The organism is Acidovorax sacchari (assembly GCF_042847045.1).
Lineage (GTDB): Bacteria > Pseudomonadota > Gammaproteobacteria > Burkholderiales > Burkholderiaceae_C > Paracidovorax > Paracidovorax sacchari.
In genome coordinates this window covers 3,183,173-3,206,812 of sequence record NZ_AP035783.1, presented here as the reverse complement: position 1 = coordinate 3,206,812, position 23,640 = coordinate 3,183,173, and the positions used below count along the sequence as shown (strand labels likewise).

The window sequence follows — 23,640 nt, the reverse complement described above, 5'->3', positions numbered from 1 at the left end:
TGGCGTTGAGCGGCCCGCCGCACCATGACGGGCGATCTTGCACTCCGGATGATGGCCGACCTGTTCTGGACCGGCCTGCTCGTCTGCCTCCCCATCCTCGGGCTCACGCTGCTCGTGGGCTTGCTCATCAGCATCCTGCAGGTGGTGACCCAGGTGCAGGAAATGTCGCTGACGTTCGTGCCCAAGCTGCTGGTCGCCGGCGGCGTCATGGTGCTTTTCGGCCCGTGGATGCTCCGCAAACTGGGGCAGTTCGCCACCCAGCTCTGGACGAACATTCCCGCAATGTTCTGAGGCCCCGGCATGAGTTCGCTGCTTTCCCCGCCTGTCCAGGCCCTGGGCGGCACCGGTGCCTTCGGCCTCTGGGGGCCGTTTTTCCTGCCGTCGCTGCGGGTCGCGGTCGTGCTGGCCATGACGCCCGTGCTCTATGCCATGCCCGTGCCCAACCGCGTGCGTTTGCTGGTGGTGATGGCGCTGTCCTGGGTGCTGGCCCAGGCGCTGGCGCCGTCCGCGCCGCTGCCGCCGTCCGGCATGGGGGAACTGCTGCAGATGGCCATGGCCGAACTGGCGCTGGGAGCCACGATGGCGCTCGGCGTGCTGCTGGCGTTTGCCGCCTTCTCGCTGGCCGGGAACCTGCTGGACGTGCAGATCGGGTTCGGCATCGCCCAGGTGTTCGATCCCGTGGGCAACCGCGCGGCGCCGCTGCTGGTGTCCGCATTCAACTATGTGGCCGTGATCGGCTTCATGGCGGCGGACGGCCACCATCTGCTGCTGCGCGCACTGGCCTATAGCTTCGACGTGTTCCCGCCCGGCGCCGGCTGGCAGCCCGCGGACATGGCGGCACCGGTGTTCCGGCAGGCCAGCGGGCTGTTCCTCCTGGGGTTCGCGCTGGCCGCGCCGGTGGTGTTCTGCATCCTGCTGGTGGAGTTCGCGCTCGGCCTGATCTCTCGCAACCTGCCGCAGATCAACATGCTCGTGCTCGGCATCCCCGTGAAGATCGTGGTGGGCCTGGCAGTGCTGTCATTGTGGTTCGCCGGGATGGGCGGCGCGATGCAGCGCGTGTACACCAGCATCTACGCCATGTGGGAGGCGATGTTCCTGCAGGCGGCCGCGCACGCGCCGCTGCCCGGGAGCCGGTAAGGGGACGGCAATGGCGGAGCAGGATCTCGACCGCAACGAAGCGGCCACCCCCTACAAGCTGCAGAAGGCCCGGGAAAAGGGCCAGGCTTCCAAGAGCGCGGACGTGGTGTCGGCCCTGGTGCTGGTGGTGGCCGTGGCTTACCTCAGCTCGCAGGGCGCCGACATGGCGCTGGCGCAGTTCCGGCTCGACCGCATGGTGCTGCTGCAGGGCGCGTTCGCCGATCCGGGCGGGGCGGGCCTGTGGCCGCTGGTCTCGCGCCTGCTGCGCGACACGCTGCTGTGGCTGGCGCCTTTCCTGGCCGCGGTGGTGCTCGCGGCGGTGCTGGGCAATGTGCTGCAGACCGGCCCCATCTTCTCCTTCGACCCGGTCACGGCGGATTTCAGCCGGCTGAACCCTGCCAACGGGTTCAAGCGGGTGCTGTCGATGCGTTCGCTCTTCGATGCCGGGAGGGCCAGCGCGAAGCTGCTGCTGCTGTCGGGCATGGCCTATTACGCGCTCGAGGATCTTTCGACGCAGTTCTACAGCCTGGCCAGCCAGTCGCCGACCAGCTATCTGCACCTGCTCGTGGCGGACCTGGGTTCGCTGGGTTTCCGCATGGCGCTGCTGCTGGCCATCATCGCGGCGCTGGACTGGATGTTCACGCGGCGCGAGTTCGCCAGGAAGATGCGGATGAGCCGTCGCGAGATCAAGGACGAGCACAAGCAGCGCGAAGGCGACCCGCGCGTGCGGGCCCGCATGCGCGATCTGCGCCGCGAGGCGCGCAAGCGCAGCAAGTCGCTGCGCCAGACCCGCAATGCGGATGTCGTGCTCACCAATCCCACGCACCTGGCCATCGCGCTGCGGTACGTGCACGGCGAGATGGATTCCCCGCAGGTCGTCTCCAAGGGGGCCGGGCACCTCGCGGCCGCCATGCGCGAGATCGCGGCCCGCCACGGCATTCCGGTGGTGCGCAGCCCGGCCCTGGCCCGGCGCCTGTTCAAGGAGCTGGACGTGGAGCACTACGTGCCGCCGCAGCTGTTCGCGGACGTGGCCCGCATCATCGTCTGGGTGTTCGCCATGCGGGAGCGCCGCGCGGGCATGGCTCCGGGGGGCGCGGCATGAAGGCGCTGGAGCGTTTCTTCGGCCGGCACAGCGACATCGCCATGGTGCTGCTGGTGCTGGGCGTTCTCGTGGTGCTGTTCGCGCCCATCCCGAGCCCGCTGCTGGACTTCCTCATCCTGACGAATTTCAGCTTCGCGTTCCTGATCCTGCTGCTGACGTTCTACATGGCCCGGCCGGTGGAGTTTTCCACCTTCCCGTCGCTGCTGCTCATTGCCACCTTGTTCCGGCTCTCGCTCAACGTGGCCGCGACGCGGCTCATCCTCTCCGATGGCGACGCGGGGCGGGTGATCGGCGCGGTCGGCTCCTACGTGGTCGGCGGCAACTACGTGATCGGGCTGATCGTCTTCCTGATCCTGATCGTCGTGCAGTATGTCGTGGTCACGAATGGCGCCCAGCGCATTTCCGAGGTGGCGGCGCGCTTCACGCTGGACAGCATGCCCGGCCAGCAGATGAGCATCGATGCGGACCTGAACATGGGCTTCATCGACCAGGCCGAGGCGCAGCGCCGGCGCAAGAACATCGAGAAGGAAGCCGCGTTCTACGGCGCCATGGACGGCGCCAGCAAGTTCGTGAAGGGCGACGCGATCGCGGGCATCGTGATCCTGCTGATCAACATCGTGGGTGGCCTGGTGATCGGCGTGATGCAGCACAAGCTGCCCTGGGACCAGGCGCTGCGCACCTATTCGCTGCTGACCATCGGCGACGGCATCGTCACGCAGGTGCCGGCGCTGATCATTGCCGTGGGCACCGGCATCATAGTGACCCGGTCCGCGTCCGACGGCAACCTGAGCCAGGAAGTGCTGCGGCAGATCACCTCCTTTCCCAAGACGCTGCTGCTCGTGGGCGCGGCGCTCACGGGCCTGCTGTTCCTGCCGGGCATCCCGGCGCTGCCGACGCTGGTTCTCATCGCGGGCGTGGCCGCCGTGGCCTGGGTGGTCTATCGCGGGGCTGCGCGCCAGACTGCGGACGGCGCGCCGGCGGCAGGGGATGCGCAGGATGCGGACGGCCCGGCCGACACGGCAAAGACCGACGAGGACCCCTACGCCTCCCTGCAGGTGGAACCCATCGAGGTCCATGTGGGCAGCCAGTGGGCGGCCATGGTGAACCAGCCGGGCAGCGTGCTCATGGACCGCATCGTGTCGTTCCGCAAGCAGCACGCGCAGGACCTGGGGCTGGTGCTGCCGCGCGTGCGCTTCAAGGATGCCGTGCGGCTGGGGGCGGACCGCTACGAGATCCATCTGGACGGCGTGGTGTGCGGGCGCGGCGAGGTCCGCACCGACAAGGTGCTGGCCATTCACCCCGCGGGCAAGATGGACGGCGTGCCCGGGGAGCCCACGCGCGACCCGACCTACGGCCTGCCGGCGCTGTGGATCGACGAGCAGCAGCGCGCCGCCGCCGTGGCGGGCAAGTACACGCTGGTGGATGCGCCCACGGTGTTCATGACGCACCTGACGGAAGTGCTGCGGCGCGAATCCGCCACGCTGCTCACGCGCGCCGAGGCCGACCGCCTGCTGCAGCGGGTGCGCCAGCAGCAGCCCAGCCTGGTGGAGGAACTCATTCCCACCGTGCTGTCGGTGAGCGACGTGCAGAAGGTGCTGCAGAACCTGTTGCGCGAGAAGGTGTCGATCCGGCACATCGACGCCATCCTGGAGACCCTGGCCGATGCCGGGCGCCAGTCCAAGGATGCCGCCTACCTCACGGAGATGGTCCGCCTGCGGCTGGGCCATGCCATCTGCCAGGGCCTGGTGGGCGAGGCGAACGCGCTGCACGTCATCACGCTCGACCCGGCCATCGAGAGCCAGCTGCTGCAGAACATCCAGGCGGCCCAGGCCGGCGCCCGCGGGGAAGAGGGCGCCGCGCCCGCACCCGCGCCGGGCTTCGTGCTGGAGCCCCGCCTGGCCGAGCAGATCATGGTCAAGCTGATGCAGCAGGCCGAACGCATGATGAAAAGCAACCTGCTGCCCGTGCTGCTGTGCGCGCCGGAACTGCGCCGGCACGTGCGGGCGCTGTCCGAACGCATGATGCCGCACCTGCGGGTGCTGTCGATGGCGGAGGTGCCCCATGCCATCGAACTCAAGTCCTACGCGGTGGTGGCGCTGTAGCGCGCCGCCCCACCGTTTTTGCACCGGATATTTTTGACACCATGCAGGAAGTACTCGCCCTCGCTCTGCAGTCCATGCAGTCGGACATGCAGCGGCTCGACCGGATCGGCACGAACCTCGCCAACGCGCTGACGCCGGGCTACCAGCGCGAGGTGGCTGCGGCACGCCCGCTGGCCTTCGCCTCGGTGGTGGGGGCCATGGAGCGCACGGCGACGGCCGGAGGGAGCGCGCCTTCGCTCGCTCCGGCGCCTGGCCTGCTGATCCGCACGGATGCCCGCCCCGGCACCCTCCGGTCCACCGGCCAGGGCCTGGACGTGGCGCTGGCCGGGCCGGGATTCTTCGAGGTCAGCACGCCGGAGGGGCCCGCCTATACCCGGCAGGGCGACTTCCGCCTGGACGGCCAGGGCCGGCTGGTCACGGCCATGGGCTATCCCGTCATGGGCCGGGGCGGCGAGATCTATCCCGGCAGCGCCGCGCCGCGCATCGACGCCGCGGGCAACCTGCTGGCGCCCGAAGGCTCCGGCCCGGGCGGCGCGCTGCCGCTGGCCCAGCTGAAGATCGTGCAACCTGAAGGCTCTGGCCGCATGGCGCACACCGGCAACGGGCTGATGCGCGCCGAAGGGTCGGTCGCGCTGGTGCCCGATGCAGACGTCCAGGTGCGCCAGGGCTATCTCGAGAACTCCAATGTCAGTTCCATGCAGGAGATGGTGCAGCTGGTGCAGACCATGCGGCACTTCGAATCCATGCATAAGGTCGCGCTCGGCTACGACGAGATGACCGGCCAGGCCATCCGCAAGCTCGGGGAGCTGTCCTGACGCGCGGCCGCGCCGCTTCCATCGCCGGCCCGGGCAGGGCCGCTCCATCACTTCCAGGATCCTTTTCCCATGTTCGATGCTTTGTATATCGGCGCCACCGGAATGCAGGCGCAGCAGCTCAATGTCGAGACGATCGCCAACAACCTGGCGAACGTGAACACGACCGGCTACAAGCGGGCGCGCGTGAGCTTTTCCGACCTGGTGGCCCGCGACCCCGCGCGCACGGCTGCACTGGGTGACGCCACGGATGCCGGCCTGCTGCAGCCCGCGCTGCGCCTGGGCACGGGTGTGGGTATCGCCAGCGTGTCCCGCCTGTTCGACACCGGCGATGCCAGGAAGACCGACGCTCCGTTCGACATCACGGTACAGGGCGATGGTTTCTTCGAAGTGCTGATGCCGGACGGTACCTCGGCCTATACCCGCGGGGGGACCTGGAAGGTCAATAAGGATGGCCAGCTGGCCACGCTGGGCGGCCTGCCGCTGAAGCAGGCGATCCAGGTCCCGGACGATGTCCAGGCCCTGCTGGTGCAGCCCGACGGGCGCGTACAGGCACGCGTGGCGAACCAGACCAACACCCTGGACCTGGGCCGCATCGAACTGGTGCGCTTCACCAGCTCCCAGGGGCTGCTGGCGCAGGGCGACGGTATCTACCGCAGCAGCAGCGCTTCGGGCGAGGCGATGCCGGTGCGGTCGGGGGACGAAGGTGCCGGCCGGATCGCCCAGGGCTACCTGGAGGGTTCCAACGTGAAGATGGTCGATGAGATGGTGAACCTCATGGTGGCGCAGCGCACCTATGAAGCCAACGCCAAGATCGTGCAGGCCGCCGACGAGATCCTCGGGCTGGTGAACGGGTTGCGGCGGTGAGCATGTACCGTGCAGAGAGGCCGTGGGTGCCACGGCGCCTGGCCATCGGGTGCGCTGCCGTGCTCGCCGCCACGGCATGGTGCTGCGCCGTGCAGGCGATGCCCGGAGACGAAGCCGGCGCGCCATTGCTGCGCGTTGCGCTGCGACCGCAGGTACAGGTGGAGCGGCCGGATGTCCGGCTGGGCGATGTGGCGCTGCTGAGCAGCCCGGACCTGGAGACGCTGCGCCGCGCGATGGCCGTGCCGCTGGGGCAGGCCCCCCGCCCGGGCGAGCCGGTGGCGCTGGATGGCGGCCGGCTGCGGATGTGGCTGCGCAGCCGCACCGGGTTGCGGGACGAGCAGATCGAGTGGGAGGGCGCCGGGGCCACGTCCGTGCGGATGGCCGTGCGCGAAGTGGCGGGCGATGCCGTGGCAGCGCAGGCCCGGGAGGCCCTGGCCGCGCACCTCGAGGGCATCGCCCGGCAGAAGGGATTGGTGCAGCCCCGCGTGGAACTGCAGCCGGTCTCGCTGCCCCCATCGCTGGAAGTGCCCGCGGCTGGCGCCGTCCTGCGCGTGCGGCCCCTGGCGCAGGTGCCCCTGGCGGCACGCATGATGGTGTGGGTGGATGTCTTCGCGGGCGAGCGGCACGTGCGCGCGATTCCCGTGCGTTTCGAGGTGGCCCTGTTCGCGATGGCGCCCGTGGCGAGGCAGGCGCTGGCCGCCGGCAGCGACATCCCCGCGGACGGAGTCGTCGTGCGCGAAGTGGACATGGCCCGCCTGCCTTCCTCCGCTGCGCCGGCCGCATGGCCCGTGCAAGGAAGCGGGCAGGGGACGGTGCAGGCCCGCAGGCGCCTGTCGGGCGGCGAGGTGGTCACCGAGGACCGCATCGGCCCGGCGCCCGCCGTGGCCCGGGGCCAGTGGGTGCGGCTGACGGCGCGCACGGGCGATCTGGCACTGGAGAGCCGCGCGGAATCGCTGCAGGACGGCCAGGTCGGCCAGGTCGTGAAGGTGCGTCCGCCGCATGCCGGCGAAGCGCTGCTGGCCCGCGTGGTCGGCCCGGGCCAGCTGGAGCTGCAGCCATGACGGCGCCGATGGCATGGCGGCCGCGCGGCCGCCCGGCAATCCGCACCGCGGCGGCGATGTGCTGCGCGGCCCTGCTGGCTGCGGGCGTGGCGCATGCGGAAAGCCTCTACCAGGAGCAGACCTACCGCCCGCTCACGGCCGACAACCGGGCGTTCCGGGTCGGCGACGCGCTGACGGTGCAGGTCTTCGAGAACTCCAGCGCCACCACCAGTGCCGACACCGGCACGCGGCGCGGCAACGGCCTGTCGGCCGAACTGTCGCACCGCAGCGGCACGGTGGGGCAGACGGGCATCGGGGTGAACGGTACCTTCGACGGCGGCGGCCGGACGCAGCGCACCAACCGCGTGCTGGCGACGCTGACGGTCTCCGTGCAGGAGGTCCTGCCCAACGGCGACCTGCGGGTGGCGGGCGAGCAACTGCTCACCGTCAACCAGGAGCCGCAGAAGGTCACGCTCGAAGGCCGGGTGCGGCCGTTCGACATTTCCGACGGCAACGTCGTGCTGTCCACCCGCCTGGCCGATGCCCGCATCAGCTATGTGGGCGAGGGCGACATCGCCGAGCGCAACCGGCGTCCCTGGTGGCGCAACCTGCTCGACATGATGGGGTTCTGAGATGGGGCAACGGATACAGGCGTGGGCGGGCAGGGCGCTCGCCGGCTGGCTGGTGGCACTGGCGGTGTGCGGTGTGGGGGTGACCCATGCGGAGCCCGTGCGCGTGAAGGACCTGGGCAAGCTGCAGGGCTGGCGCGAGAACGCGCTGGTCGGCACCGGCATCGTGACCGGCCTGGCCGGCACGGGCGATTCGCCCTCCAACCGCGGCACGCGGCAGGCGCTGTCGAATGCGATGTCGCAGTTCAACCTCAACATCGGTCCGGACCAGATCCAGAGCCGCAACGTGGCGGTGGTGATGGTCAGCGCGGCGCTGTCGCCGTTCTCGCGCGAGGGCGATACGCTGGACGTGACGGTGAACTCCGTCGGCGACGCGCGCAGCCTGGTCGGCGGCAGCCTCGTGCTCACGGCCCTCAAGGCCGCCAACGGCCGCGTCTATGCGCTCGCCCAGGGGCCGCTGTCCGTGGGGGGCTACCGCTACGACGCCAACGGCAACGTGGTGCAGAAGAACCACCCGACCGTCGGCTCCATCCCGGGCGGCGCGACGGTGGAGGTCGGGGTGACCGCGCAGATGGTGTCCGAGGACCACCGGATGACCTTCGTGCTGAACGAGCCCGACTACACCACGGCCAACCGCGTGGCGGAGGCCATCAACCGCCGCTACGGCGCGGGCATGGCGCTGGCGCGCGACGCGTCCGGTATCGATCTGCAGGTACCGGAGGCGCAGCAGCGGCAGCTCGTGGCGTTCGTCGCCGGGCTGGAGGCGATCACGGTGGAGCCGGACCGCCGCGCCAAGGTGGTCGTCAACGAACGCACGGGTACCGTGGTGTCCGGCGGCGATGTGCGGATCTCGAAGGTGGCGATATCGCACGGCGACCTGAAGCTGTCCGTGCGCAACGAGACCACGGCGTCGCAACCCTATTTCATCGGCGAGGCGGGCGATGGCGTGCGCACGGCGCTGGTGACCAACACCCGCGTGGACGTGGACGAGCGCAACGGTCCCGGCTTCGTCACCGGCAGCACGACCGTCGCCGACCTGGTGCAGACGCTGGCGCGGCTGAAGACGCCGACGCGCGACATCATTTCCATCCTGCGCGCCGTGAAGGCCGCGGGCGCGCTGCACGCCGAACTCCTCATCCAGTAATCCCAAGAAGAGCGAACCATGACCGAAGGCATCGAAGCGATCACGCAGGCCAGCCTGTCCCTGGCACTGGACGCCGCATCCCTGCGTCACCAGGCCATCGCCCGCAACATCGCGAACGCGTCCACCGAAGGGTATGTCCCGGTGGACGTGGATTTCGCCGCGCAGATGGAATCCGCGCGCGTGCAGCTCGCCCAGGGCCGCCGGCTGGACGCGGCACAGCTGGCCCCGGTGGCGGAAGAAGGCGTGCGCATGCGCCCCATGGTGGGGCCGGACGGCCTGCCCGCGCGCGTGCAACTGGACACGGAAGTCGCACGCATGGCGCAGAACGCCGTCCATTACCAGGCCCTGCTCAAGGGGCTGTCGCGCCACATGGCCATCCTGTCGTCCGCCGTCTCCGACGGCAAGCGCTGATCATTTTCCCGAACGATTTTTCCGGCACCGCCCATGGACTATTCACAAGCCTTTGCCATCAGCGCCAGCGGCATGACGCTGGAGCGCACGCGCGTCGAGGTCGCGTCGCTCAACCTCGCCAACGCCAACACCGTGGCCGGCCCGGAGGGCAGGACCTACCAGCCGCTGCGGGTGGTGTCCCGCGCTTCCTTCGGCGAAACGGTCGCCCAGGGCCTGGCCGCCGTGCCGACGGCCTCGGTGGAGCCCACGCTCCAGCCCCCGCGCATGGTGTACGAGCCCGGCCATCCCATGGCGGACGGCCGCGGATTCGTGGCCTATGCCGGAGTGGACCCTGCCACCGAGATGGTGACGCTCATGGGGGCCATGCGTTCCTACGAGGCCAACGTGGCGGCGATGAACACGTCGCGCAACATGGCCCTGAAGGCCCTGGAGATCGGGGGCAACGCATGAGCGCCGAGGCCATTGCCGCCATCGCGGCATCCGCGCTGCCGGCCATCGCCGAGCCGCAACCCGCCTTCGCTGCCGCCGGGCCCGCCGCTGCCGCAGGTGCGGCTGCAGTGCCGGGCGCCGGCTTCTCGGACATGGTCGCCCAGGGGCTGGGGCGCGTCAACGAGCAGTTGCTGACGAGCCAGACGGATCTGCAGCGCCTGGCCGCGGGCGACGTGCAGAACCTGCACCAGGTGATGATCCGGCTGGAGGAGAGCCGGCTGTCCTTCCAGCTCATGATGCAGGTGCGTGGACGGCTCCTGGAGGCCTACCAGGACGTGATGAGGATGCAGCTGTGAACCGGCGATCCGCAACACGCCACATCGAGCAACGCATCGGGAACACCGCACCATGAACGCTTTCTGGGAGGGCCTGGGCCGCTCCGCGCGCGCCGGTCTGGTGGCCGGCGCCATCGCCATCGTCCTGCTGACCGCCGCCCTGGCATGGTGGCTGATGCGGCCGGACTACCAGGTCCTTTTCTCGGACCTGAAGCCGCAGGACGCTGCGGCCATGAGCGCCGAGCTGGACAAGCTCAAGATCCCCTACCGCTTCGACGAGGCGAACGGATCGATCCTGGTGGACCGGCCGCAGGTGCATTCCACGCGCATCAAGCTGATGGGCCAGGACATGCCGCTGCATGGCGCGGTGGGGTTCGAGCTGTTCAACAACACCGACTTCGGGATGACCGAGTTCGCCCAGAAGATCAACTACCAGCGCGCGCTGCAGGGCGAGCTCACGCGCACCATCCTGTCGCTGTCCGAGATCCGCGACGTCCGCGTGCACCTGGCCCTGCCGGAGCAGGGGCTCTTCAAGCAGGCCCACGCCCGCCCGAAGGCCGCGATCACGGTGACGCTGCGCGAAGGCCGGGTGCTGCGCCCCGAGCAGGTCAGCGGCATACAGCGGCTGGTCGCCGCCGCGACGCCGGGCATGACCGCGCAGGACGTGACGGTGGTGGACCGGCAGGGCGTGGCGCTCAGCCGCCCGGCCGACGAGGGTGCCGACGCCGCCGCGGGCATGGCGGGTGGATCCGGCCGCCTGGAATTGAAGAAGGACACCGAGGCGCAGCTGGCCCGCAAAGCCGCGGCGGTGCTGGACCGCGCTTTCGGACCGGGCCAGGCCATGGCGAGCGTGGATGTCACGCTGAACATGGACCAGGTGCGCATCACCACGGAAGACGTGATTCCTGCCCCTTCGCGCACGGCCGACAGCCGGGGCGTGATCGTGAAGGAGCGCGAATCGGTGCGCGACGGCGGCCAGGCGCCGCTCGATGCCGCGCGCGCCGGGGGCGGCGCGGGCGCGAGCACCCAGCGGGAGGTGGATTACCAGGTCGGCCGCCGGGTGGAGCAGGTGGTGAGCCAGGCGGGCGCGGTGCGCCGCATCCAGGTGGTGGCAGTGGTGCGCCAGGCGCTGGACGCCGCACAGGAAGACAAGCTGCGCCGCCTGCTGGCGGCCGCGGTGGGCGCGAACCCGGACCGGGGTGACCTGGTCGTGGTGCAGTCCCTGCAGGCCCTGGTGCCGTCCGCGGCCGCGGCGGGCGGAACTGCCGCGGCTGCCGGCGCGCCCGATGCTTCCGGCCAGGTGCCCGGGGCGCTGCAGGACATCTCGACGGAGACTGCCGGGCAGGCCGATGGAGCGGGGCAGGGCGCCGCCGTGTCACGTCCTGGCCTGGACCCGTGGTGGGCCGCTGCCGGCATCGGGCTGCTGTTGCTCCTGGCGGGCGCGGTGCTGGCCGCCACGCGCCGCCGCGCTCCGGCTTCCGCTGCACCAGGCCGGCGCCTGAGCGAGGCCGAGCGCGAGGCGGCCCTGCACAAGGTGCAGGCCTGGATGCGCGCGGGCGAGACCGCGCCGGCCTCCGGAGCTGCAGGAGGGCACGGCGCATGAACCTGCATTTCCCGGGGCTGGCGGAGCCGTCCGCGCCCTCATCCCCGGCGGCGCAGGCACGCCATGCCGCGCTGGTGCTGCATGCCATGGCGCCCGCGGACCGTGCCTGGGTGCTGGAACGCATGGCACCTTCGCAGCGCGATGCGCTGCAGGCATTGCTCTCCGAACTGCAAGCGCTCGGCATCCCGCCCGATCCGGCCGGGCTGGACGGACTGGGAGCAGCCGCAGCTGCCTCGATCGCCCGTGGGCCTGTGCCCTCTGGCGAGGCGGCATCCTCCGGCCCGGAGTCCGACCCGCTGATGGCGCTCGGTGCTCCGGGCATCGCGCTGCTTGCGCGCGCCTGGCGCGCCCAGCCTCCCCTGATGGTGGCGCAGGCCCTGTGCCTGCGTCCCTGGCCCTGGCGTGCCACGCTGCTGGAGCAGTTGCCTGCCCTCCAGCGCCGGCGCGTGATGGACCTGCTCGGCAACGTTTCCAGCGGACCCTCCACTGCCCCCGCCCTGGCCTCCGCCATGCTGGACAGCATGCGGCGCTGCTGCGAGGCGCCAGCGGTGCCGGCGGCTGGTGCCGGGCAGGGCGATGGCCGGGCCGCCGGAAACCAGGCCCGCGGCCGGTTCGGCGGCTGGCGCTGGCCCTGGCGGCGCAAGGAGGGCGGGGCATGAGCGACGACGTGAAGATCCTGCGCTCCGCCGCATGGCACGGGCAGGCCGTTGCCGTGGGCAGGCCCCGTGGCGCGGGAGCCGGGCATGGCGTGGCCGAAGCGGCTGTATCCGCTCCGCGCCATACCGCAACCCACGGACTGGCCGCAGGCCCGGACCGGGCCGCCATGCCTTCCGCGGCCACCCCCGACGGTGTTCCCGACGGCTTTCCCGCCGCCGAAGTCCCGGCACAGGACCTCGCCCGCCTGCAGGCCCAATGGAAGGAAGAGGGACGGCGCGCAGGGCATGCGCAAGGCCTGGCCGAGGGGCGCCGCATGGTGGACGAAGACATCCAGGCGCGGGCAGAGGTGCTGGCCCGCGATGTGGTGGCCGGACAGGTGCGCGAGGCGATGGAACAGTTGCGCGCCTCGGAGCAGGCACAGAAGCACGGCGAGGCGCAGGAGCGGCAGTCCGCCGCGCAGGAGGTGGCCCGGCGCACCGAACGCCTGGAACAGCTGGGCGGACAGCTCGCGCAGGAGTGGGTGCGGTTCCTCCAGGGCGCCGAGGACGACATGCTGGACATCGTCTTCGAAGCCGTCTGCCGCATCGCCGGAGACCGTGCCGTCACCCGCGACGGCGCACGGGAACTGCTGGCTCGTTCCCTGGAGGCGTGGCACGGGCGGCATCCGCTGAGCGTGCACCTGCACCCGGACGACGCGGCGATGCTCAGGGAGGATGCCGCCACGCTGGAGGTGCTGGCGTCGCGTGGGTTCGATGCCGGCCGCGAGAGCGTGCGCTGGGTGGCCGACCCCGAGGTCCGCATGGGAGGCTGTCTCTTGCGCTCGGCAGAAGGCGCGCTGGATGCCCGGCTGGAGCGGCAGCTGCAGGCCCTGGCGGCCCGCCTGGCCGAGACGCGGGCCGGACGCCGGCAGCAGGCCGCCGGCGCCGATGGCATCGCGGGCGGGGAAGCGGCATGAACGCCCGGTTGCCCACCCCGCTGGCAGGATTTGCGTCCTACCGGGATGCCGTGCGCGACGCCGAATTGACGCGGCGCATCGGCTGGGTGCGCCATATGCAGGGACTGGCCATCGAATCCCAGGGCCCCGATGCGACCGTGGGCGAGTTGTGCCGTATCCAGCCGCGCTCCGGCTCCGCGGACAACGGGCGTACCGGCAGCGGCGTGCTGGCCGAGGTGGTCGGCCTGAGCGGCGACCGTCTCACGCTGATGCCCTACGGCAGCCTGCAGGGCGTGGCTGCAGGGGCGGAGGTGGTCGCGCTCGGCCGCCGGTCGGATTTCGGGGTGGGTCCAGGTCTGCTGGGCCGGGTGATCGACGGCTTCGGGCATGCGCTCGATGGCCTGCCCGACCCGGTCGCGCCGCTGCAGCGTCCCCTGCATGCGCGGCCACTCAATCCCCTGCAGCGCCCCCGCATCCACCAGGTGCTGCAGACGGGCGTGCGGTCCCTCGACGGGCTGCTGACCCTGGGCCAGGGGCAGCGCGTGGGCATCTTCGCGGGCAGCGGGGTGGGCAAGAGCACGCTGCTGGGCATGATCGCCCGGCACGTCAGCGCCGACGTCAACGTGATCGCGCTCATCGGCGAGCGTGGCCGGGAGGTGAAGGAGTTCATCGACAAGCAGCTGGGCGAAGGCCTGAAGCGCTCGGTGGTCGTCGTTGCGACCTCCGACCAGCCCGCGCTGGCGCGGATCCGCGCGGCGCATGCCGCCGTGACCATCGCGGAGTACTTCCGCGACGCGGGGCAGCAGGTGCTGCTCACCATGGATTCGGTCACCCGCCTGGCCATGGCCCGGCGCGAGGTGGGCCTGGCGGCCGGCGAGCCGCCCACCGCCCGCGGCTACACGCCATCCGTGTTCGCGGAGCTGCCCCAGTTGTGCGAGCGGTGCGGGACGGCCCCTTCGGGCGGGGCCATCACGGCGCTGCTCACCGTCCTCGTGGAGGGCGACGACATGAACGAACCCATCGCCGACAGCCTGCGCTCCATCCTGGATGGGCACGTCGTGCTGTCGCGCGACATCGCGCACGAGGGGCGCTACCCCGCCATCGATGTGCTGCGCAGCGCGAGCCGGCTGCTGCCGGACCTGACCACCGCCGAGGAGCGGGAGCTGGTCTCCGACGCGGTGCGCCATCTGGCGCTGCTGCACCGCAACCGCCAGTTGGTGGACATCGGCGCCTACGAAAAGGGCGCGAATCCCGAGCTGGACCAGGCGCTGGCGCTCGCTCCCGGGCTGCAGGCATGGCTGTGCCAGCAGGAAGGGGGCGTGCCGCGCGCGGAGGGCCTGCGCGCCCTGCGTGCGCTGCTGTGGCCCGACCGGCCTCTGGCGGCCACCCCGGTGCCCTCGGCGCCCACCGCGAGACCGGCTGCGCCAGCCACGCAGAACATGCCGCACAAGTTCAGCTACTCGCTGGGAGCCGCGGCCAAGGGAGGCCGGCAATGACGCGGACCGCGGCCCCCGCGCCGGCTTCCGTGGACCTGCGCGGCTTCACCTATCCGCTGGAGCCCTATCTGCGCAAGCAGGAGTGGCAGCTCGAGCGCCTGGAAGCCCGGCTGGCCCGGTTGCTGCAGGACATCGCAAGGGCGGTGGAGCAGGGCCGCGAGTTGCAGGCGCAGTTCGATGCCCAGGCGCAGCAGATGCAGCAGTGGATGCAGGTGAGGCTGGACCCCCGCCTGCACCAGCGCGGGCTCGCCTATCTGGCGGATGCGCGCCGCCGCATCGCGGACCACACCCGCGAACTCGAAGCGCTGCACGCGCAGCGGGTGGCGCTGAAGGCCGAGTGCATCGCCCAGCAGCGCACGATCGACGGGCTGCAGGAGCACCGCGCGGATGCCGTGCGCGACTACGCACTGGAAGCGGTCCGCCTGGCGGCCGCGGAAGCGGACCGCGACTGGATTGGCCGGATGGCGCTGCGCGCCGCATCGTCCAACCACGCGCCGGAGGTGATGGAATGACCGGCATCGACTCGGCCATGGCGGGCCTGCTGGCAGGCCCGGGCGCACGCGGTGGGCGGGATGCGGCCGAAGGTCGCGAACCGCCGGGGCTGTCACCTGCCTTGCGGCAGGCGTGGCTGCGCGAGATGGAGCGCGCCCAGCTGGCTGGATGGTTCCAGCCTTTCGCCCCGGCGGCCATGCCGCAGCCCTCCGGCGCGGCGGCCCGGCCGTCCCAGGGCCTGCCCACCGCGATGCCATCCGCTGCGCGCGCGGCCAGTGGCCTGCCAGCGGCGTACCGGGCGATGCCGGTGCCCCCGGCCAACCGCGGCAGCATGCCTGCATCGGCCTCCGGGGAGGATGCTCCGGGCACCGTATCCGCCGACCGTTCTGCGGTCGCCGGTGGCGTCGCCGGACCGAGGCATTCCGATGGCGGTGCCCTGGGTATGCCGGACCGGGGCGGGAGCGACGGCATGCGTGCGGCGCCTGCCCCGGGTGCCGGCGGCGACGCATGGCCGCATCCGGCCCTGGCCGGCGCATCCGCGCCCATGCCCCTCGCCAGTGCGTTGGCGGGCCGCGGCGCTGCGGCATCCGCAGGAATCGCTGCCGCTGACCAGGCCACGGCGGCCATCGGCAGCGGCGCAGTGGAAAGGGCGGCAGCCATCGTGGACCGTGCGATGGCGCCTGCCTGGCGGCCGGATGGCGTGCGTCCTCTGGCGGTCCCGCTGCCGGCGGCACTGGCGGCTGCTTCCACGTCCGCGCCCATGGAGTCCGGCGACGGTCCGGCGGAGCACAGCGGCCGTACGGCATCGGGCGCTGCGCCTGGCGCCGCACGGTCCCTGCCTGCCGAAGCGCAGCGTTCCACCGGCATGCGGGTGCATGCCCAATGGTCCGATGCGGGCGCGCAGCTCTGGCTCGGGATGGACGGCACCGCGGACCAGGTCGGCTACCAGGCCGCTGCCGTGGTTCCCTCGCTGGAGCGCGCCCTGCGCGAGCAGGGGCAGCGGCTGGTGCGCGTGGTCTGCAATGGCCGCGTGGTGTTCGATGCCTTTGCGCCGGCTTCGCGGCAGGCCGCCGGGCCGTCCCGCTTCACCGATGTGTTTTCCACCGCCGCGCAGCGCATCGCGCCGCGTGCGCGCAACGTTTTTTCTTCTTCCATTTTCCAGGAGGGCAACCCATGAGCATCAACGGCATCAGCAGCGCGACACCCAGCCTGCGCGCCAACGCGCTGGGCCAGGAGGACTTCATGAAGATCCTGCTGACCCAGCTCACCTACCAGGACCCCATGAAGCCGATGGACAACCAGCAGTTCATGGCCCAGATGGCCCAGTTCACGAGCCTGGAGCAGACGCAGCAGCTCAACAGCAAGATCGCCACGCTGATCGGCAACCAGGCCGCGCTGCAATCGGTCGGGCTGATCGGGCGCACCGTGGATGTGAGCTCCACCAGCGGCACTCTGACGGGCACCGTGGTGTCGCTGTCGCTGTCGGGAGAGTCGCCGCTGATCACGCTGCGCACCAGCGCCGGCTCCACCCTGCAGGACATCAGCCTGAGCCAGATCCTGGCCGTGCGCTGAGCACCCGCTTTCTCCCAGGAATCCAAGGAGTTTCCATGATCGAGTCCATCTACGTCGGCATGACGGGCCTCTCCAGCTTCTCGCGCGGGCTGCGGGTGATCGCCAACAACACCACCAACCTCAACACCCCCGGGTTCAAGAGCTCTTCGCTGCGCTTCTCGGATGCCTTCTATGCCGGCGGCGGCTACGCCGGGCGGCAGTTCGGCCAGATGGGCTACGGCGTGAGCACCATGGGCACGTCGATGTCCTTCAAATCCGGGGAACTGCGGCAGACGGGCAACGGCCTGGACCTCGCCATCGACGGCCAGGGCATGTTCATGCTCAAGGGGGCCGACGGCAGCATCCGCTACACGCGCGCGGGCCAGTTCCAGTTCAACCGCGACGGCACGCTCGTCACCCAGGGCACCGGCGCGAAGGTGATGGGCGTCGGCGCGGACGGCTCCCCCTCGGAAATCAGCATCGCCAACCTGAAGACCTCCGCCGGCAAGGCGACGGCGGTGGCCAAGTTCACCGGCAACCTGTCGAGCTCCGGCACCGACCAGACCGTGAGCGGCGTGCGCGTGTACGACGCCGCGGGCGGCGAGCACCTGCTGAGCGTCAAACTGACCAATACCAACAGCACCACGCCGGGCAGCTGGAAGGTCGAATTGATGGACGGCAACACGCTGGTCGGCACCAGCCAGCTGATCTTCCAGGACGGCAAGCCCACTGCGGCCACGTCCAAGCTGTCGTTCACGTACACGCCGGCGGGGCAGGCCGCCGTGCCGCTGACGCTCGATTTCAGCGCGGACGTCACCTCCTTCGCGTCGGGCACGCTGTCCACCCTCGCATTCGCCTCGCAGGACGGCTTCGCGCCGGCCGAGCTGAGCTCCGCATCCTTCGATGCCACCGGGACCCTGGTCCTGACCTATGCGAACGGGCAGACCGCCAAGGGCACGCGCCTGTCCCTGGGCCGCTTCGACACCAGTGAGGCCGTGGGCTCCGCCGGAGACAACGAATTCGAAGCGCTCGACGGCAGTGCCTGGCACACGGGCGTGGCCGGTGGCGCCTTCGGGTCGGTGCGTTCCGGCTACATCGAGATCTCGAACGTCGATCTGTCGCAGGAATTCAGCGACCTCGTCATCATGCAGCGCGGCTACCAGGCCAGCTCCCAGGTCATCTCGACCGCCAACGAGATGCTGCAGGAGCTTTTTTCCATGAAGAGCCGCTAAGCCATGGATGCCAGGACGGATCGGCCGCCGCAGGCCGGGGAGTGGCTGTCGCCGGAAGCCTCGCGCACGCAGGCCAGGCCGCTGCGCGCCTGGAGCGCCGCCCGGCAGGCGGTGGTCCGCGATGCCTGCCAGGCTGCCTATGGCGCATGGTGCCGCGACTGGGGACTGGTGGAAGCGCCGGTGCAGGTCGTGGAGGCCGCCATGGCCCCGGGTGCGTTGGGCTGCGCCGCCGCCTCGCAGGTGCTGCGCGGGTGGCTGTTCGGCGACGCCCCGGCGTCCGGCGCGGCGGAGGGTCCGGACATGGCCGCCGACATCGCTGCACAGGCCTGGTCAGCCCTGCAGTCCGCGCTGGCGGGACTGGCCCCCGAAGCACGCGAATCCCGTGACGCTGCCGAGGCACCTGCCGCCTGGTCCGGCGCATTGGCCGTGCTGTTTCCCTGGGGCGGCAAATCCTGGGCCTGGCGCCTGGACGGCGACTGCGTGCAGGCACTGCTGGGCCGGCACGAACCTCCGTCCTCCGGCTGTGCAGCTCGCACCGGGCAGGGGCCGGCCACCCCGCGCGCCGCGCTGGCGCCGCTCGACCAGGCCCTGCGCGGCCATCGCGTGGCGATGCACATCCACCTGCAGCCGCTCACCCTGAGCCTCGGGCAGCTGCAGTCGCTGGCCGTGGGCGACGTGATCGCGCTCGACCACCCGCTGGCGGCTCCCGCGGCCGCCCGGCTTTCGGCTGGCGGCCGGGAGCCCGCGAAACCGCTGTGCGCGGCCTGGCTCGGCCAGTCCGGAGGGCATCTGGCGGTCGAACTCCATCCCGAAGCCTCCTGACCCGTTTCCCGCTTTTTCCGCCTTTGTCTTCTTCGTATGCCGCAATCCTCCTCGATCCCGGGCACTGCGCCCACCCCGGCCCCGTCCAACGACACGCCGCAGGTGCAGCCCATCGCGCTCCCACCGCTCGCCGAACCCGCAGCCACCGCGGCCACCGCGGCCACGGAGCCGCTGCTCCCCAGCTTCCAGCCCTTGCACCAGGTCCGGACCACGCTGCAGGTCTGCGTCGGTTCCGCCACCGTGACGGTCGGCGATCTGCTCGCGGCCCAGGCGCAGCAGGTCCTGGTGCTGGACCGCGGCGTGGACCAGGCCGTGGACCTCGTGCTGGAAGGGCAGGTGGTGGCACGCGGACTGCTGGTGGCCGTGGGCGACCGGTTCGCCGTGAAGCTCACCGAGCTACCCGCGCCTCTGAGCCTGCAGCCCTCGGCCGCCTGACGCCATGGCATTGCCGGAATCGATCCCGCTGCGCCGGGAGCCCGAAGGGGCGGGCGCGCCGGTACCCGCGGCGGAGCTGGCCTGGATGGGGCTGTTCGTCTTCCTGATCGCGCTCAGCGTGGTCGCATGGCGCAAGCACCGTGCCCGGAGCGGAACGCCACCGTCGCCCGCGGCCCGGGGATCGCTGGGCCGCTGGATGGCCCGCGTGCAGCAACGCTCCGGAAGGTCCGTGGAACTGGTTTCCAGCACGCGCCTCACGCCCCAGCACAGCCTGCACGAGGTGCAATGGCAGGGGCGCCGCCTGCTGGTCGGCTGCGCGCCGCAATCGATCTCCGTGCTGTCGGAAGCGCCTGCGCCCGGGGCGGCCGATCCCGGCCGCCCGGATCCGCTGGCGGCGGAGGTGCCATCTTGAGCCGGCTGCAGCCTTCTTCCTTCGCCGGGATCCGGGGCCGCGTGCGCAACGCGCTGTGTGCGGGGGGCGCCCTGGCCCTGCTGCTCGGGGCCTGTGGCGCCGCGGCGGCGCAGCAGGCTCCCGCGGCGGCATGGCTGGGCGGGTCGGACACCTCGCAGGCCGTGCGCATCGTGATCGGGCTCACCGTGCTGGCCGTGCTGCCGGCGCTGCTCGTGTGCATCACCAGTTTCCTGCGCATCATCGTGGTGCTGTCGATGCTGCGGCATGCGATCGGCATGAACGAGACGCCTCCCAATACCGTGCTGATCGGCCTGGCGCTATTCCTCACGCTCTTCACCATGTCCCCCGTGCTGGAACAGGTGAACCGTGAAGCGCTGCAGCCGTTCATGTCGGGCAAGCTGGGCATGGAGCAGGGCCTGAACAAGGGCATCGCACCGCTGCGCGATTTCATGGTGCGCCAGACCCGCGAGCAGGACCTCGCGCTGATGGTGGAACTGTCCAAGGCGCCGCCGCCGCAATCCATGGACGACATCAGCAACGTGCAATTGATCCCGGCCTTCATGCTCTCGGAGCTGCGGGCCGCCTTCCAGATCGGCTTCGTGGTGTTCCTGCCGTTCCTGCTCATCGACCTGATCGTCTCCAGCGTGCTCATGGCGCTGGGCATGATGATGATGCCGCCGACGACGATCGCGCTGCCGGTCAAGATCCTCATGTTCATCCTGATCGACGGCTGGAGCCTGCTGCTCAAGGCCCTGGTCGGCAGCTTCCATTGAGGCAGCCGCGGCCATGCAGTCCTGCGCCGGCTCCCTGGCCGCACCCGCTGCCCCGCTATCGCCCGAGGGCGAGGCGGCGCTGTGGCTGCGCTGGCGGGAGCAGGGCGACGCAGCGGCCAGGGCCGCGCTGATCGAGCACTATCTGCCGTACGCGCGCATGCTCGCTGCCGTCAGCTTCAAGTCGCGCTACCACGGTGGCGTGGAATTCGCCGACTACCAGCAACTGGCCTGCATCGGGCTAATGGAGGCCGTGGACCGCTACCAGCCGGACCAGGGCGCCCATTTCCGCACCTATGCCACGCACCGCATCCGCGGTGCGATCCTGAGCGGCCTTGAGCGATTCACGGAGACCGGCCAGCAGGCCGCCCTGCGCAAGCGCCTGGAGCGCGACCGGCTCGATGCCGCCGCGCAGTCGGCGGGCATGGCGCAGGAAGGTGACCACGAGCCCGCCGGCCCCGCCGGGGCCGGGCGTTCCGCGCAGGATCTTCTGGCCCGCCTGGCCGAAGTCGGCATCGGCCTGGCGCTCGGCGTGCTGCTGGAAGGCACGGGCATGATCGGCAGTGGGGAGCCCGAGGATGCGCCCCAGGACCTGTCGCCCGAGGTAATCTACTTCCGCAAGCGTGAGCAGCAGCACTGGCAGGCCCTGCTGCGCGATCTCGTCCAGCGCCTGCCCGAGCAGGAGCGGCGGGTGATCCGCTGCCACTACCTGCACGGCATGCCCTTCGACGAAGTGGCATGCCTGCTGGACGTGTCGCGCAGCCGCATATCGCAACTGCACCGCCGGGGCCTGGCTCGCCTGCGCGACGCGCTGGCCCAGGCGCCGCCCTGCGATGTAGCCTGGTAGCCGGGCTTTCCCACCAGGCGCGCACCCCTTTTTTGCGGACTTCCCGACCATCGATTCCATGACTTCTTCTGCCCTCTCACCCGACGCATCCCCCCAGCTCGCGCGGCTGGACCGCCTGGAAACCTACCTGCGCGGCGACCCCGCCAACGAATCCCTGCTGGCGGAGGCGTTCTCCGCCGCCTTGCAGTGCGGCGCATGGGACCGCGCGGAATTCCACCTGCGCCACGCGCGCGCCCTCTGGCCGGATTCGCTGGCCTGGCTGCTGCGGGAGTCGGAAGCGGCACTGGCCCGGGGCGACATGGACAGCGCACGCCGCAGCCTGGCAGGCATGCAGGCGCTGCCGGGCACGCCGCAGGCCTTCGCCGATGCCGTGCTGCACAACCTCGCCTTCGCCGATTTCCAGGAGGGCCGCCATGCGGAATGCGTGGAGCGCCTGGCTCCGCGCATGGATGCACTTCTGGCGGGGCAGGGGGTGGCCACGCCGCCAGCGATGGACGTCCTGTGGCTGAGGGCGTTGCACCGCGCGGGCGACATCGAGCGCGCGGTGCGCTGGGCGGCCTCGCGCGAGCAGGCCGGCGCCCTGGCGCCGGCCTCAGCCGGCATCGCCGGGCTGGCGGCGCTCGATGCCGAGCAGGTGGCCGATGCCGCCCGCTGGGCGGAGCGGGCCCTGGCCGCCGGGACCGAAGCGGTCACGACCGAGGCGCTGGTCACCCGTGCGTCCCTGGCGCTGGGCGACGCGGACGCCGCCACGGCCGGCGCCTATGCGCAGGCTGCCCTGGAGCGGCAGCCCGGCGACGGCCGCGCGCGCTCCGCGCTGGCCTTCGCGCACATGCTGGCCGGCGACGTGGCGGGCGCGGTGCAGCAGTTCCACGCGGCCCTCTCCGCCATGCCGGGCCATATCGGAACCTGGCACGGCCTCGGCTGGGCGCAACTGGTGCAGCACGACCTCGATGGTGCCCTGGCGAGTTTCGAGCAGGCCCTGGCCCTGGACCGCAACTTCGGGGAAAGCCATGGGGGCCTGGCGGTGGTCCTCGCCCTCCGGCAGGACGAAGCCGCCGCCCGGGAGCACATCGAAAGGGCCGCCCGGCTGGGCGGCAGCAACCTGTCCGGCCGCTTCGCCGAGGCCATCCTGCGCGGAGAGACGGCACCGGACAACTTCGCGCGGCTCGCAGAGCGCCTGCTCGGCAGCCAGACCGCGCCCGGCGGCGCCGGCATGCTGGACGTGGTGATGCGCGCGCTGCGCGCCAGGCGCTAGGCCTGGGCCGATGCCTCCAGCAGGGCATCGGCGGCCGCGTCGCAGGCGCCGCGCAGATCCGGATCCGCATACATCTGCGCGGTCACCTGCTCCACCAGTCCGTCGAATTCGGCCGGATCCTGGAGCAGGCGGCCGAACTCATCCCGCAGCGTGGCTTCCATGAAGATGCGGAACGCCTTGCGCCGCCGCTCCGGGTCGTCGTGCCGGATCGCCCGCAGCCGCAGGGCCGTGGAAGCCGTGCCGGCCCCCGGCTCTCGCGCTCCGCGTTCCGGCTCTGATGCCTTGGCTGAGGCGGGTGCGCCGTCCGGCCGCGGCCGGCCCATTTGCTCCAGCCGGGCGCGGAGCAGGGCGCTCCACTGGACCGTCGGATCGATGCGGGTCAATGCACGGGCCCTTGTTGCTGGTAGTTGGACAGCAGCACGTGCGTGGCTTCCTCGTCGGCCGCCGCAGCGTCTCCGGCGTCCGGCGCAGGCGCAGCGGAGCCTTGCCCCAGCGCATCCATGCGCGCCAGCACCAGGCGGATGTCGGCGGACATGGGTGGGTGGTCGGTATTGCGCTCCAGGCCGGCCTCGAAGGCCGCGCGCGCGTGGGCGAAATCATCCCCGGCCAGGGCCGCGAAACCGCGTATCCAGTGGGGCAGCGGGCTGTCGTCGCCCAGCGCCAGCAGGGGCTGCCATGTGAGCAGGGCGGTGGAGGCGCGCCCCGCGCTGAACTGCAGCAGTCCCAGCTGGTAACGCGGAATCGGCCATTGGGGCGCGAGCAGCACTGCCTGGCTGAAGCACCGCTCCGCCGCGTCCACCTGGCCCTGGGTCGCGTATTCGGCTCCCATCAGGAAATGCGGCACGGCGGAATCCGGCTGCTCGCGGGCCGCCTGCTGGAAGAGAGCGACGGCCTCCTGCACGTGGCCGGCGGCGCTGGCGGCCAGGGCGCGCTCCAGCGCGGGCGTCATCGGGGCGGAAGAAGTGGACATGGTGGCGGCTTCCCGGGGAAGCAGGGAACAGGAAAAAAACGGTCGCACAGCATAGCCGTGCCACCCATATATCCACACGGTGCGCGAATTGTTGAATGGGTGGAGGTATTGCCCCTGTATCCCGGTAGGCTATAGGGCTTCCCGCTCAACAAATCC

28 protein-coding genes are annotated in these 23,640 nt (G+C 71.2%); 26 read left to right on the top strand and 2 right to left on the bottom strand.

What is annotated here, in order from left to right:
• The first annotated feature begins 24 nt into the window (after positions 1-24).
• The 26 genes from ACGHC0_RS14330 (at position 25) to ACGHC0_RS14205 (ending at position 22,514) form a co-directional block, all read left to right on the top strand.
• A complete protein-coding gene (locus ACGHC0_RS14330; RefSeq protein ID WP_026432641.1) occupies positions 25-291 on the top strand; it encodes a flagellar biosynthetic protein FliQ in 267 nt (88 codons plus the stop codon).
• 9 nt (positions 292-300) lie between these two features.
• Positions 301-1,137 (top strand): flagellar biosynthetic protein FliR, encoded by an 837-nt coding sequence (fliR, locus tag ACGHC0_RS14325; RefSeq protein ID WP_368351618.1) that lies wholly within the window; start codon positions 301-303, stop codon positions 1,135-1,137.
• Between the two features lie 10 nt (positions 1,138-1,147).
• Positions 1,148-2,239 carry an EscU/YscU/HrcU family type III secretion system export apparatus switch protein gene (locus tag ACGHC0_RS14320; protein WP_415265929.1) on the top strand — a complete coding sequence of 364 codons (1,092 nt, stop codon included), beginning with the start codon at positions 1,148-1,150 and terminating at the stop codon, positions 2,237-2,239.
• Complete coding sequence (gene flhA, locus ACGHC0_RS14315; protein WP_368351616.1) at positions 2,236-4,341, top strand: flagellar biosynthesis protein FlhA; 2,106 nt, start codon at positions 2,236-2,238, stop codon at positions 4,339-4,341. Before ACGHC0_RS14320 ends, flhA begins: the two co-directional genes overlap by 4 nt.
• Positions 4,342-4,382: 41 nt before the next feature.
• On the top strand, positions 4,383-5,156 hold the full coding sequence (locus ACGHC0_RS14310) for a flagellar hook-basal body protein (protein ID WP_415265928.1): 774 nt from the start codon (positions 4,383-4,385) through the stop codon (positions 5,154-5,156).
• A gap of 69 nt (positions 5,157-5,225) precedes the next feature.
• The gene (gene flgG / locus ACGHC0_RS14305; protein WP_415265927.1) at positions 5,226-6,020 is read left to right on the top strand and encodes a flagellar basal-body rod protein FlgG; all 795 of its coding nucleotides are present in this window, start codon (positions 5,226-5,228) and stop codon (positions 6,018-6,020) included.
• A gap of 26 nt (positions 6,021-6,046) precedes the next feature.
• Positions 6,047-7,081 (top strand): flagellar basal body P-ring formation chaperone FlgA, encoded by a 1,035-nt coding sequence (flgA, locus tag ACGHC0_RS14300; RefSeq protein WP_415265926.1) that lies wholly within the window; start codon positions 6,047-6,049, stop codon positions 7,079-7,081.
• Positions 7,078-7,692, top strand: a complete 615-nt coding sequence (locus ACGHC0_RS14295) for a flagellar basal body L-ring protein FlgH (RefSeq protein ID WP_368351612.1) — start codon at positions 7,078-7,080, stop codon at positions 7,690-7,692. The genes flgA and ACGHC0_RS14295 overlap by 4 nt, the downstream gene beginning before the upstream one ends.
• A gap of 1 nt (position 7,693) precedes the next feature.
• Positions 7,694-8,833, top strand: a complete 1,140-nt coding sequence (locus ACGHC0_RS14290) for a flagellar basal body P-ring protein FlgI (RefSeq protein WP_415265925.1) — start codon at positions 7,694-7,696, stop codon at positions 8,831-8,833.
• 18 nt (positions 8,834-8,851) lie between these two features.
• Positions 8,852-9,244, top strand: a complete 393-nt coding sequence (locus ACGHC0_RS14285; protein WP_368351610.1) for a flagellar basal body rod protein FlgB — start codon at positions 8,852-8,854, stop codon at positions 9,242-9,244.
• 33 nt (positions 9,245-9,277) lie between these two features.
• Entirely contained in the window at positions 9,278-9,694 is a 417-nt protein-coding gene (gene flgC / locus ACGHC0_RS14280) for a flagellar basal body rod protein FlgC (protein WP_368351609.1), read from the top strand.
• Complete coding sequence (gene fliE, locus ACGHC0_RS14275) at positions 9,691-10,029, top strand: flagellar hook-basal body complex protein FliE (RefSeq protein ID WP_368351608.1); 339 nt, start codon at positions 9,691-9,693, stop codon at positions 10,027-10,029. Before flgC ends, fliE begins: the two co-directional genes overlap by 4 nt.
• Positions 10,030-10,081: 52 nt before the next feature.
• Positions 10,082-11,611, top strand: coding sequence for a flagellar basal-body MS-ring/collar protein FliF (gene fliF, locus ACGHC0_RS14270; protein ID WP_368351607.1), 1,530 nt, complete (start codon positions 10,082-10,084; stop codon positions 11,609-11,611).
• Positions 11,608-12,270, top strand: a complete 663-nt coding sequence (locus tag ACGHC0_RS14265) for a hypothetical protein (protein ID WP_368351606.1) — start codon at positions 11,608-11,610, stop codon at positions 12,268-12,270. The genes fliF and ACGHC0_RS14265 overlap by 4 nt, the downstream gene beginning before the upstream one ends.
• Positions 12,267-13,223 carry a FliH/SctL family protein gene (locus ACGHC0_RS14260; protein ID WP_368351605.1) on the top strand — a complete coding sequence of 319 codons (957 nt, stop codon included), beginning with the start codon at positions 12,267-12,269 and terminating at the stop codon, positions 13,221-13,223. The genes ACGHC0_RS14265 and ACGHC0_RS14260 overlap by 4 nt, the downstream gene beginning before the upstream one ends.
• Positions 13,220-14,698, top strand: a complete 1,479-nt coding sequence (locus ACGHC0_RS14255) for a FliI/YscN family ATPase (protein WP_415265924.1) — start codon at positions 13,220-13,222, stop codon at positions 14,696-14,698. The genes ACGHC0_RS14260 and ACGHC0_RS14255 overlap by 4 nt, the downstream gene beginning before the upstream one ends.
• On the top strand, positions 14,695-15,210 hold the full coding sequence (locus tag ACGHC0_RS14250; RefSeq protein ID WP_368351603.1) for a hypothetical protein: 516 nt from the start codon (positions 14,695-14,697) through the stop codon (positions 15,208-15,210). Before ACGHC0_RS14255 ends, ACGHC0_RS14250 begins: the two co-directional genes overlap by 4 nt.
• The gene (locus ACGHC0_RS14245; protein WP_415265923.1) at positions 15,207-16,367 is read left to right on the top strand and encodes a hypothetical protein; all 1,161 of its coding nucleotides are present in this window, start codon (positions 15,207-15,209) and stop codon (positions 16,365-16,367) included. Before ACGHC0_RS14250 ends, ACGHC0_RS14245 begins: the two co-directional genes overlap by 4 nt.
• Entirely contained in the window at positions 16,364-16,762 is a 399-nt protein-coding gene (locus ACGHC0_RS14240) for a flagellar hook assembly protein FlgD (RefSeq protein ID WP_092835819.1), read from the top strand. Before ACGHC0_RS14245 ends, ACGHC0_RS14240 begins: the two co-directional genes overlap by 4 nt.
• Before the next feature lie 35 nt (positions 16,763-16,797).
• Positions 16,798-17,973, top strand: a complete 1,176-nt coding sequence (locus ACGHC0_RS14235; protein WP_415265922.1) for a flagellar hook protein FlgE — start codon at positions 16,798-16,800, stop codon at positions 17,971-17,973.
• Positions 17,974-17,976: 3 nt separating this feature from the next.
• Positions 17,977-18,795 carry a FliM/FliN family flagellar motor switch protein gene (locus ACGHC0_RS14230; RefSeq protein ID WP_415265921.1) on the top strand — a complete coding sequence of 273 codons (819 nt, stop codon included), beginning with the start codon at positions 17,977-17,979 and terminating at the stop codon, positions 18,793-18,795.
• Positions 18,796-18,831: 36 nt separating this feature from the next.
• Positions 18,832-19,230 (top strand): FliM/FliN family flagellar motor switch protein, encoded by a 399-nt coding sequence (locus tag ACGHC0_RS14225; protein WP_415265920.1) that lies wholly within the window; start codon positions 18,832-18,834, stop codon positions 19,228-19,230.
• A gap of 4 nt (positions 19,231-19,234) precedes the next feature.
• Positions 19,235-19,642, top strand: coding sequence for a flagellar biosynthetic protein FliO (locus tag ACGHC0_RS14220; protein WP_415265919.1), 408 nt, complete (start codon positions 19,235-19,237; stop codon positions 19,640-19,642).
• Positions 19,639-20,415, top strand: a complete 777-nt coding sequence (fliP, locus tag ACGHC0_RS14215) for a flagellar type III secretion system pore protein FliP (protein ID WP_368351597.1) — start codon at positions 19,639-19,641, stop codon at positions 20,413-20,415. Before ACGHC0_RS14220 ends, fliP begins: the two co-directional genes overlap by 4 nt.
• Before the next feature lie 13 nt (positions 20,416-20,428).
• Positions 20,429-21,259 carry a sigma-70 family RNA polymerase sigma factor gene (locus ACGHC0_RS14210; RefSeq protein WP_415265918.1) on the top strand — a complete coding sequence of 277 codons (831 nt, stop codon included), beginning with the start codon at positions 20,429-20,431 and terminating at the stop codon, positions 21,257-21,259.
• 58 nt (positions 21,260-21,317) lie between these two features.
• Positions 21,318-22,514: a tetratricopeptide repeat protein gene (locus ACGHC0_RS14205; RefSeq protein ID WP_415265917.1), complete on the top strand. Its 1,197-nt coding sequence runs from the start codon at positions 21,318-21,320 to the stop codon at positions 22,512-22,514.
• On the opposite strand, the gene ACGHC0_RS14200 is transcribed toward ACGHC0_RS14205, so the two are convergent.
• Positions 22,511-22,897 (bottom strand): hypothetical protein, encoded by a 387-nt coding sequence (locus ACGHC0_RS14200; protein WP_368351594.1) that lies wholly within the window; start codon positions 22,895-22,897, stop codon positions 22,511-22,513. The genes ACGHC0_RS14205 and ACGHC0_RS14200 overlap by 4 nt on opposite strands.
• Positions 22,894-23,484: a tetratricopeptide repeat protein gene (locus ACGHC0_RS14195; protein ID WP_415265916.1), complete on the bottom strand. Its 591-nt coding sequence runs from the start codon at positions 23,482-23,484 to the stop codon at positions 22,894-22,896. Before ACGHC0_RS14195 ends, ACGHC0_RS14200 begins: the two co-directional genes overlap by 4 nt.
• Between the last annotated feature and the right edge of the window lie 156 nt (positions 23,485-23,640).

Bases quoted from the DNA above. Each gene is read 5' to 3' on its own strand.
- ACGHC0_RS14330 (WP_026432641.1), top strand. From the start codon at position 25: ATGACGGGCGATCTTGCACTCCGGATGATGGCCGACCTGTTCTGGACC.
- fliR (WP_368351618.1), top strand. From the start codon at position 301: ATGAGTTCGCTGCTTTCCCCGCCTGTCCAGGCCCTGGGCGGCACCGGT.
- ACGHC0_RS14320 (WP_415265929.1), top strand. From the start codon at position 1,148: ATGGCGGAGCAGGATCTCGACCGCAACGAAGCGGCCACCCCCTACAAG.
- flhA (WP_368351616.1), top strand. From the start codon at position 2,236: ATGAAGGCGCTGGAGCGTTTCTTCGGCCGGCACAGCGACATCGCCATG.
- ACGHC0_RS14310 (WP_415265928.1), top strand. From the start codon at position 4,383: ATGCAGGAAGTACTCGCCCTCGCTCTGCAGTCCATGCAGTCGGACATG.
- flgG (WP_415265927.1), top strand. From the start codon at position 5,226: ATGTTCGATGCTTTGTATATCGGCGCCACCGGAATGCAGGCGCAGCAG.
- ACGHC0_RS14295 (WP_368351612.1), top strand. From the start codon at position 7,078: ATGACGGCGCCGATGGCATGGCGGCCGCGCGGCCGCCCGGCAATCCGC.
- ACGHC0_RS14290 (WP_415265925.1), top strand. From the start codon at position 7,694: ATGGGGCAACGGATACAGGCGTGGGCGGGCAGGGCGCTCGCCGGCTGG.
- ACGHC0_RS14285 (WP_368351610.1), top strand. From the start codon at position 8,852: ATGACCGAAGGCATCGAAGCGATCACGCAGGCCAGCCTGTCCCTGGCA.
- flgC (WP_368351609.1), top strand. From the start codon at position 9,278: ATGGACTATTCACAAGCCTTTGCCATCAGCGCCAGCGGCATGACGCTG.
- fliE (WP_368351608.1), top strand. From the start codon at position 9,691: ATGAGCGCCGAGGCCATTGCCGCCATCGCGGCATCCGCGCTGCCGGCC.
- fliF (WP_368351607.1), top strand. From the start codon at position 10,082: ATGAACGCTTTCTGGGAGGGCCTGGGCCGCTCCGCGCGCGCCGGTCTG.
- ACGHC0_RS14265 (WP_368351606.1), top strand. From the start codon at position 11,608: ATGAACCTGCATTTCCCGGGGCTGGCGGAGCCGTCCGCGCCCTCATCC.
- ACGHC0_RS14260 (WP_368351605.1), top strand. From the start codon at position 12,267: ATGAGCGACGACGTGAAGATCCTGCGCTCCGCCGCATGGCACGGGCAG.
- ACGHC0_RS14255 (WP_415265924.1), top strand. From the start codon at position 13,220: ATGAACGCCCGGTTGCCCACCCCGCTGGCAGGATTTGCGTCCTACCGG.
- ACGHC0_RS14250 (WP_368351603.1), top strand. From the start codon at position 14,695: ATGACGCGGACCGCGGCCCCCGCGCCGGCTTCCGTGGACCTGCGCGGC.
- ACGHC0_RS14245 (WP_415265923.1), top strand. From the start codon at position 15,207: ATGACCGGCATCGACTCGGCCATGGCGGGCCTGCTGGCAGGCCCGGGC.
- ACGHC0_RS14240 (WP_092835819.1), top strand. From the start codon at position 16,364: ATGAGCATCAACGGCATCAGCAGCGCGACACCCAGCCTGCGCGCCAAC.
- ACGHC0_RS14235 (WP_415265922.1), top strand. From the start codon at position 16,798: ATGATCGAGTCCATCTACGTCGGCATGACGGGCCTCTCCAGCTTCTCG.
- ACGHC0_RS14230 (WP_415265921.1), top strand. From the start codon at position 17,977: ATGGATGCCAGGACGGATCGGCCGCCGCAGGCCGGGGAGTGGCTGTCG.
- ACGHC0_RS14225 (WP_415265920.1), top strand. From the start codon at position 18,832: ATGCCGCAATCCTCCTCGATCCCGGGCACTGCGCCCACCCCGGCCCCG.
- ACGHC0_RS14220 (WP_415265919.1), top strand. From the start codon at position 19,235: ATGGCATTGCCGGAATCGATCCCGCTGCGCCGGGAGCCCGAAGGGGCG.
- ACGHC0_RS14210 (WP_415265918.1), top strand. From the start codon at position 20,429: ATGCAGTCCTGCGCCGGCTCCCTGGCCGCACCCGCTGCCCCGCTATCG.
- ACGHC0_RS14205 (WP_415265917.1), top strand. From the start codon at position 21,318: ATGACTTCTTCTGCCCTCTCACCCGACGCATCCCCCCAGCTCGCGCGG.
- ACGHC0_RS14195 (WP_415265916.1), bottom strand. From the start codon at position 23,484: ATGTCCACTTCTTCCGCCCCGATGACGCCCGCGCTGGAGCGCGCCCTG.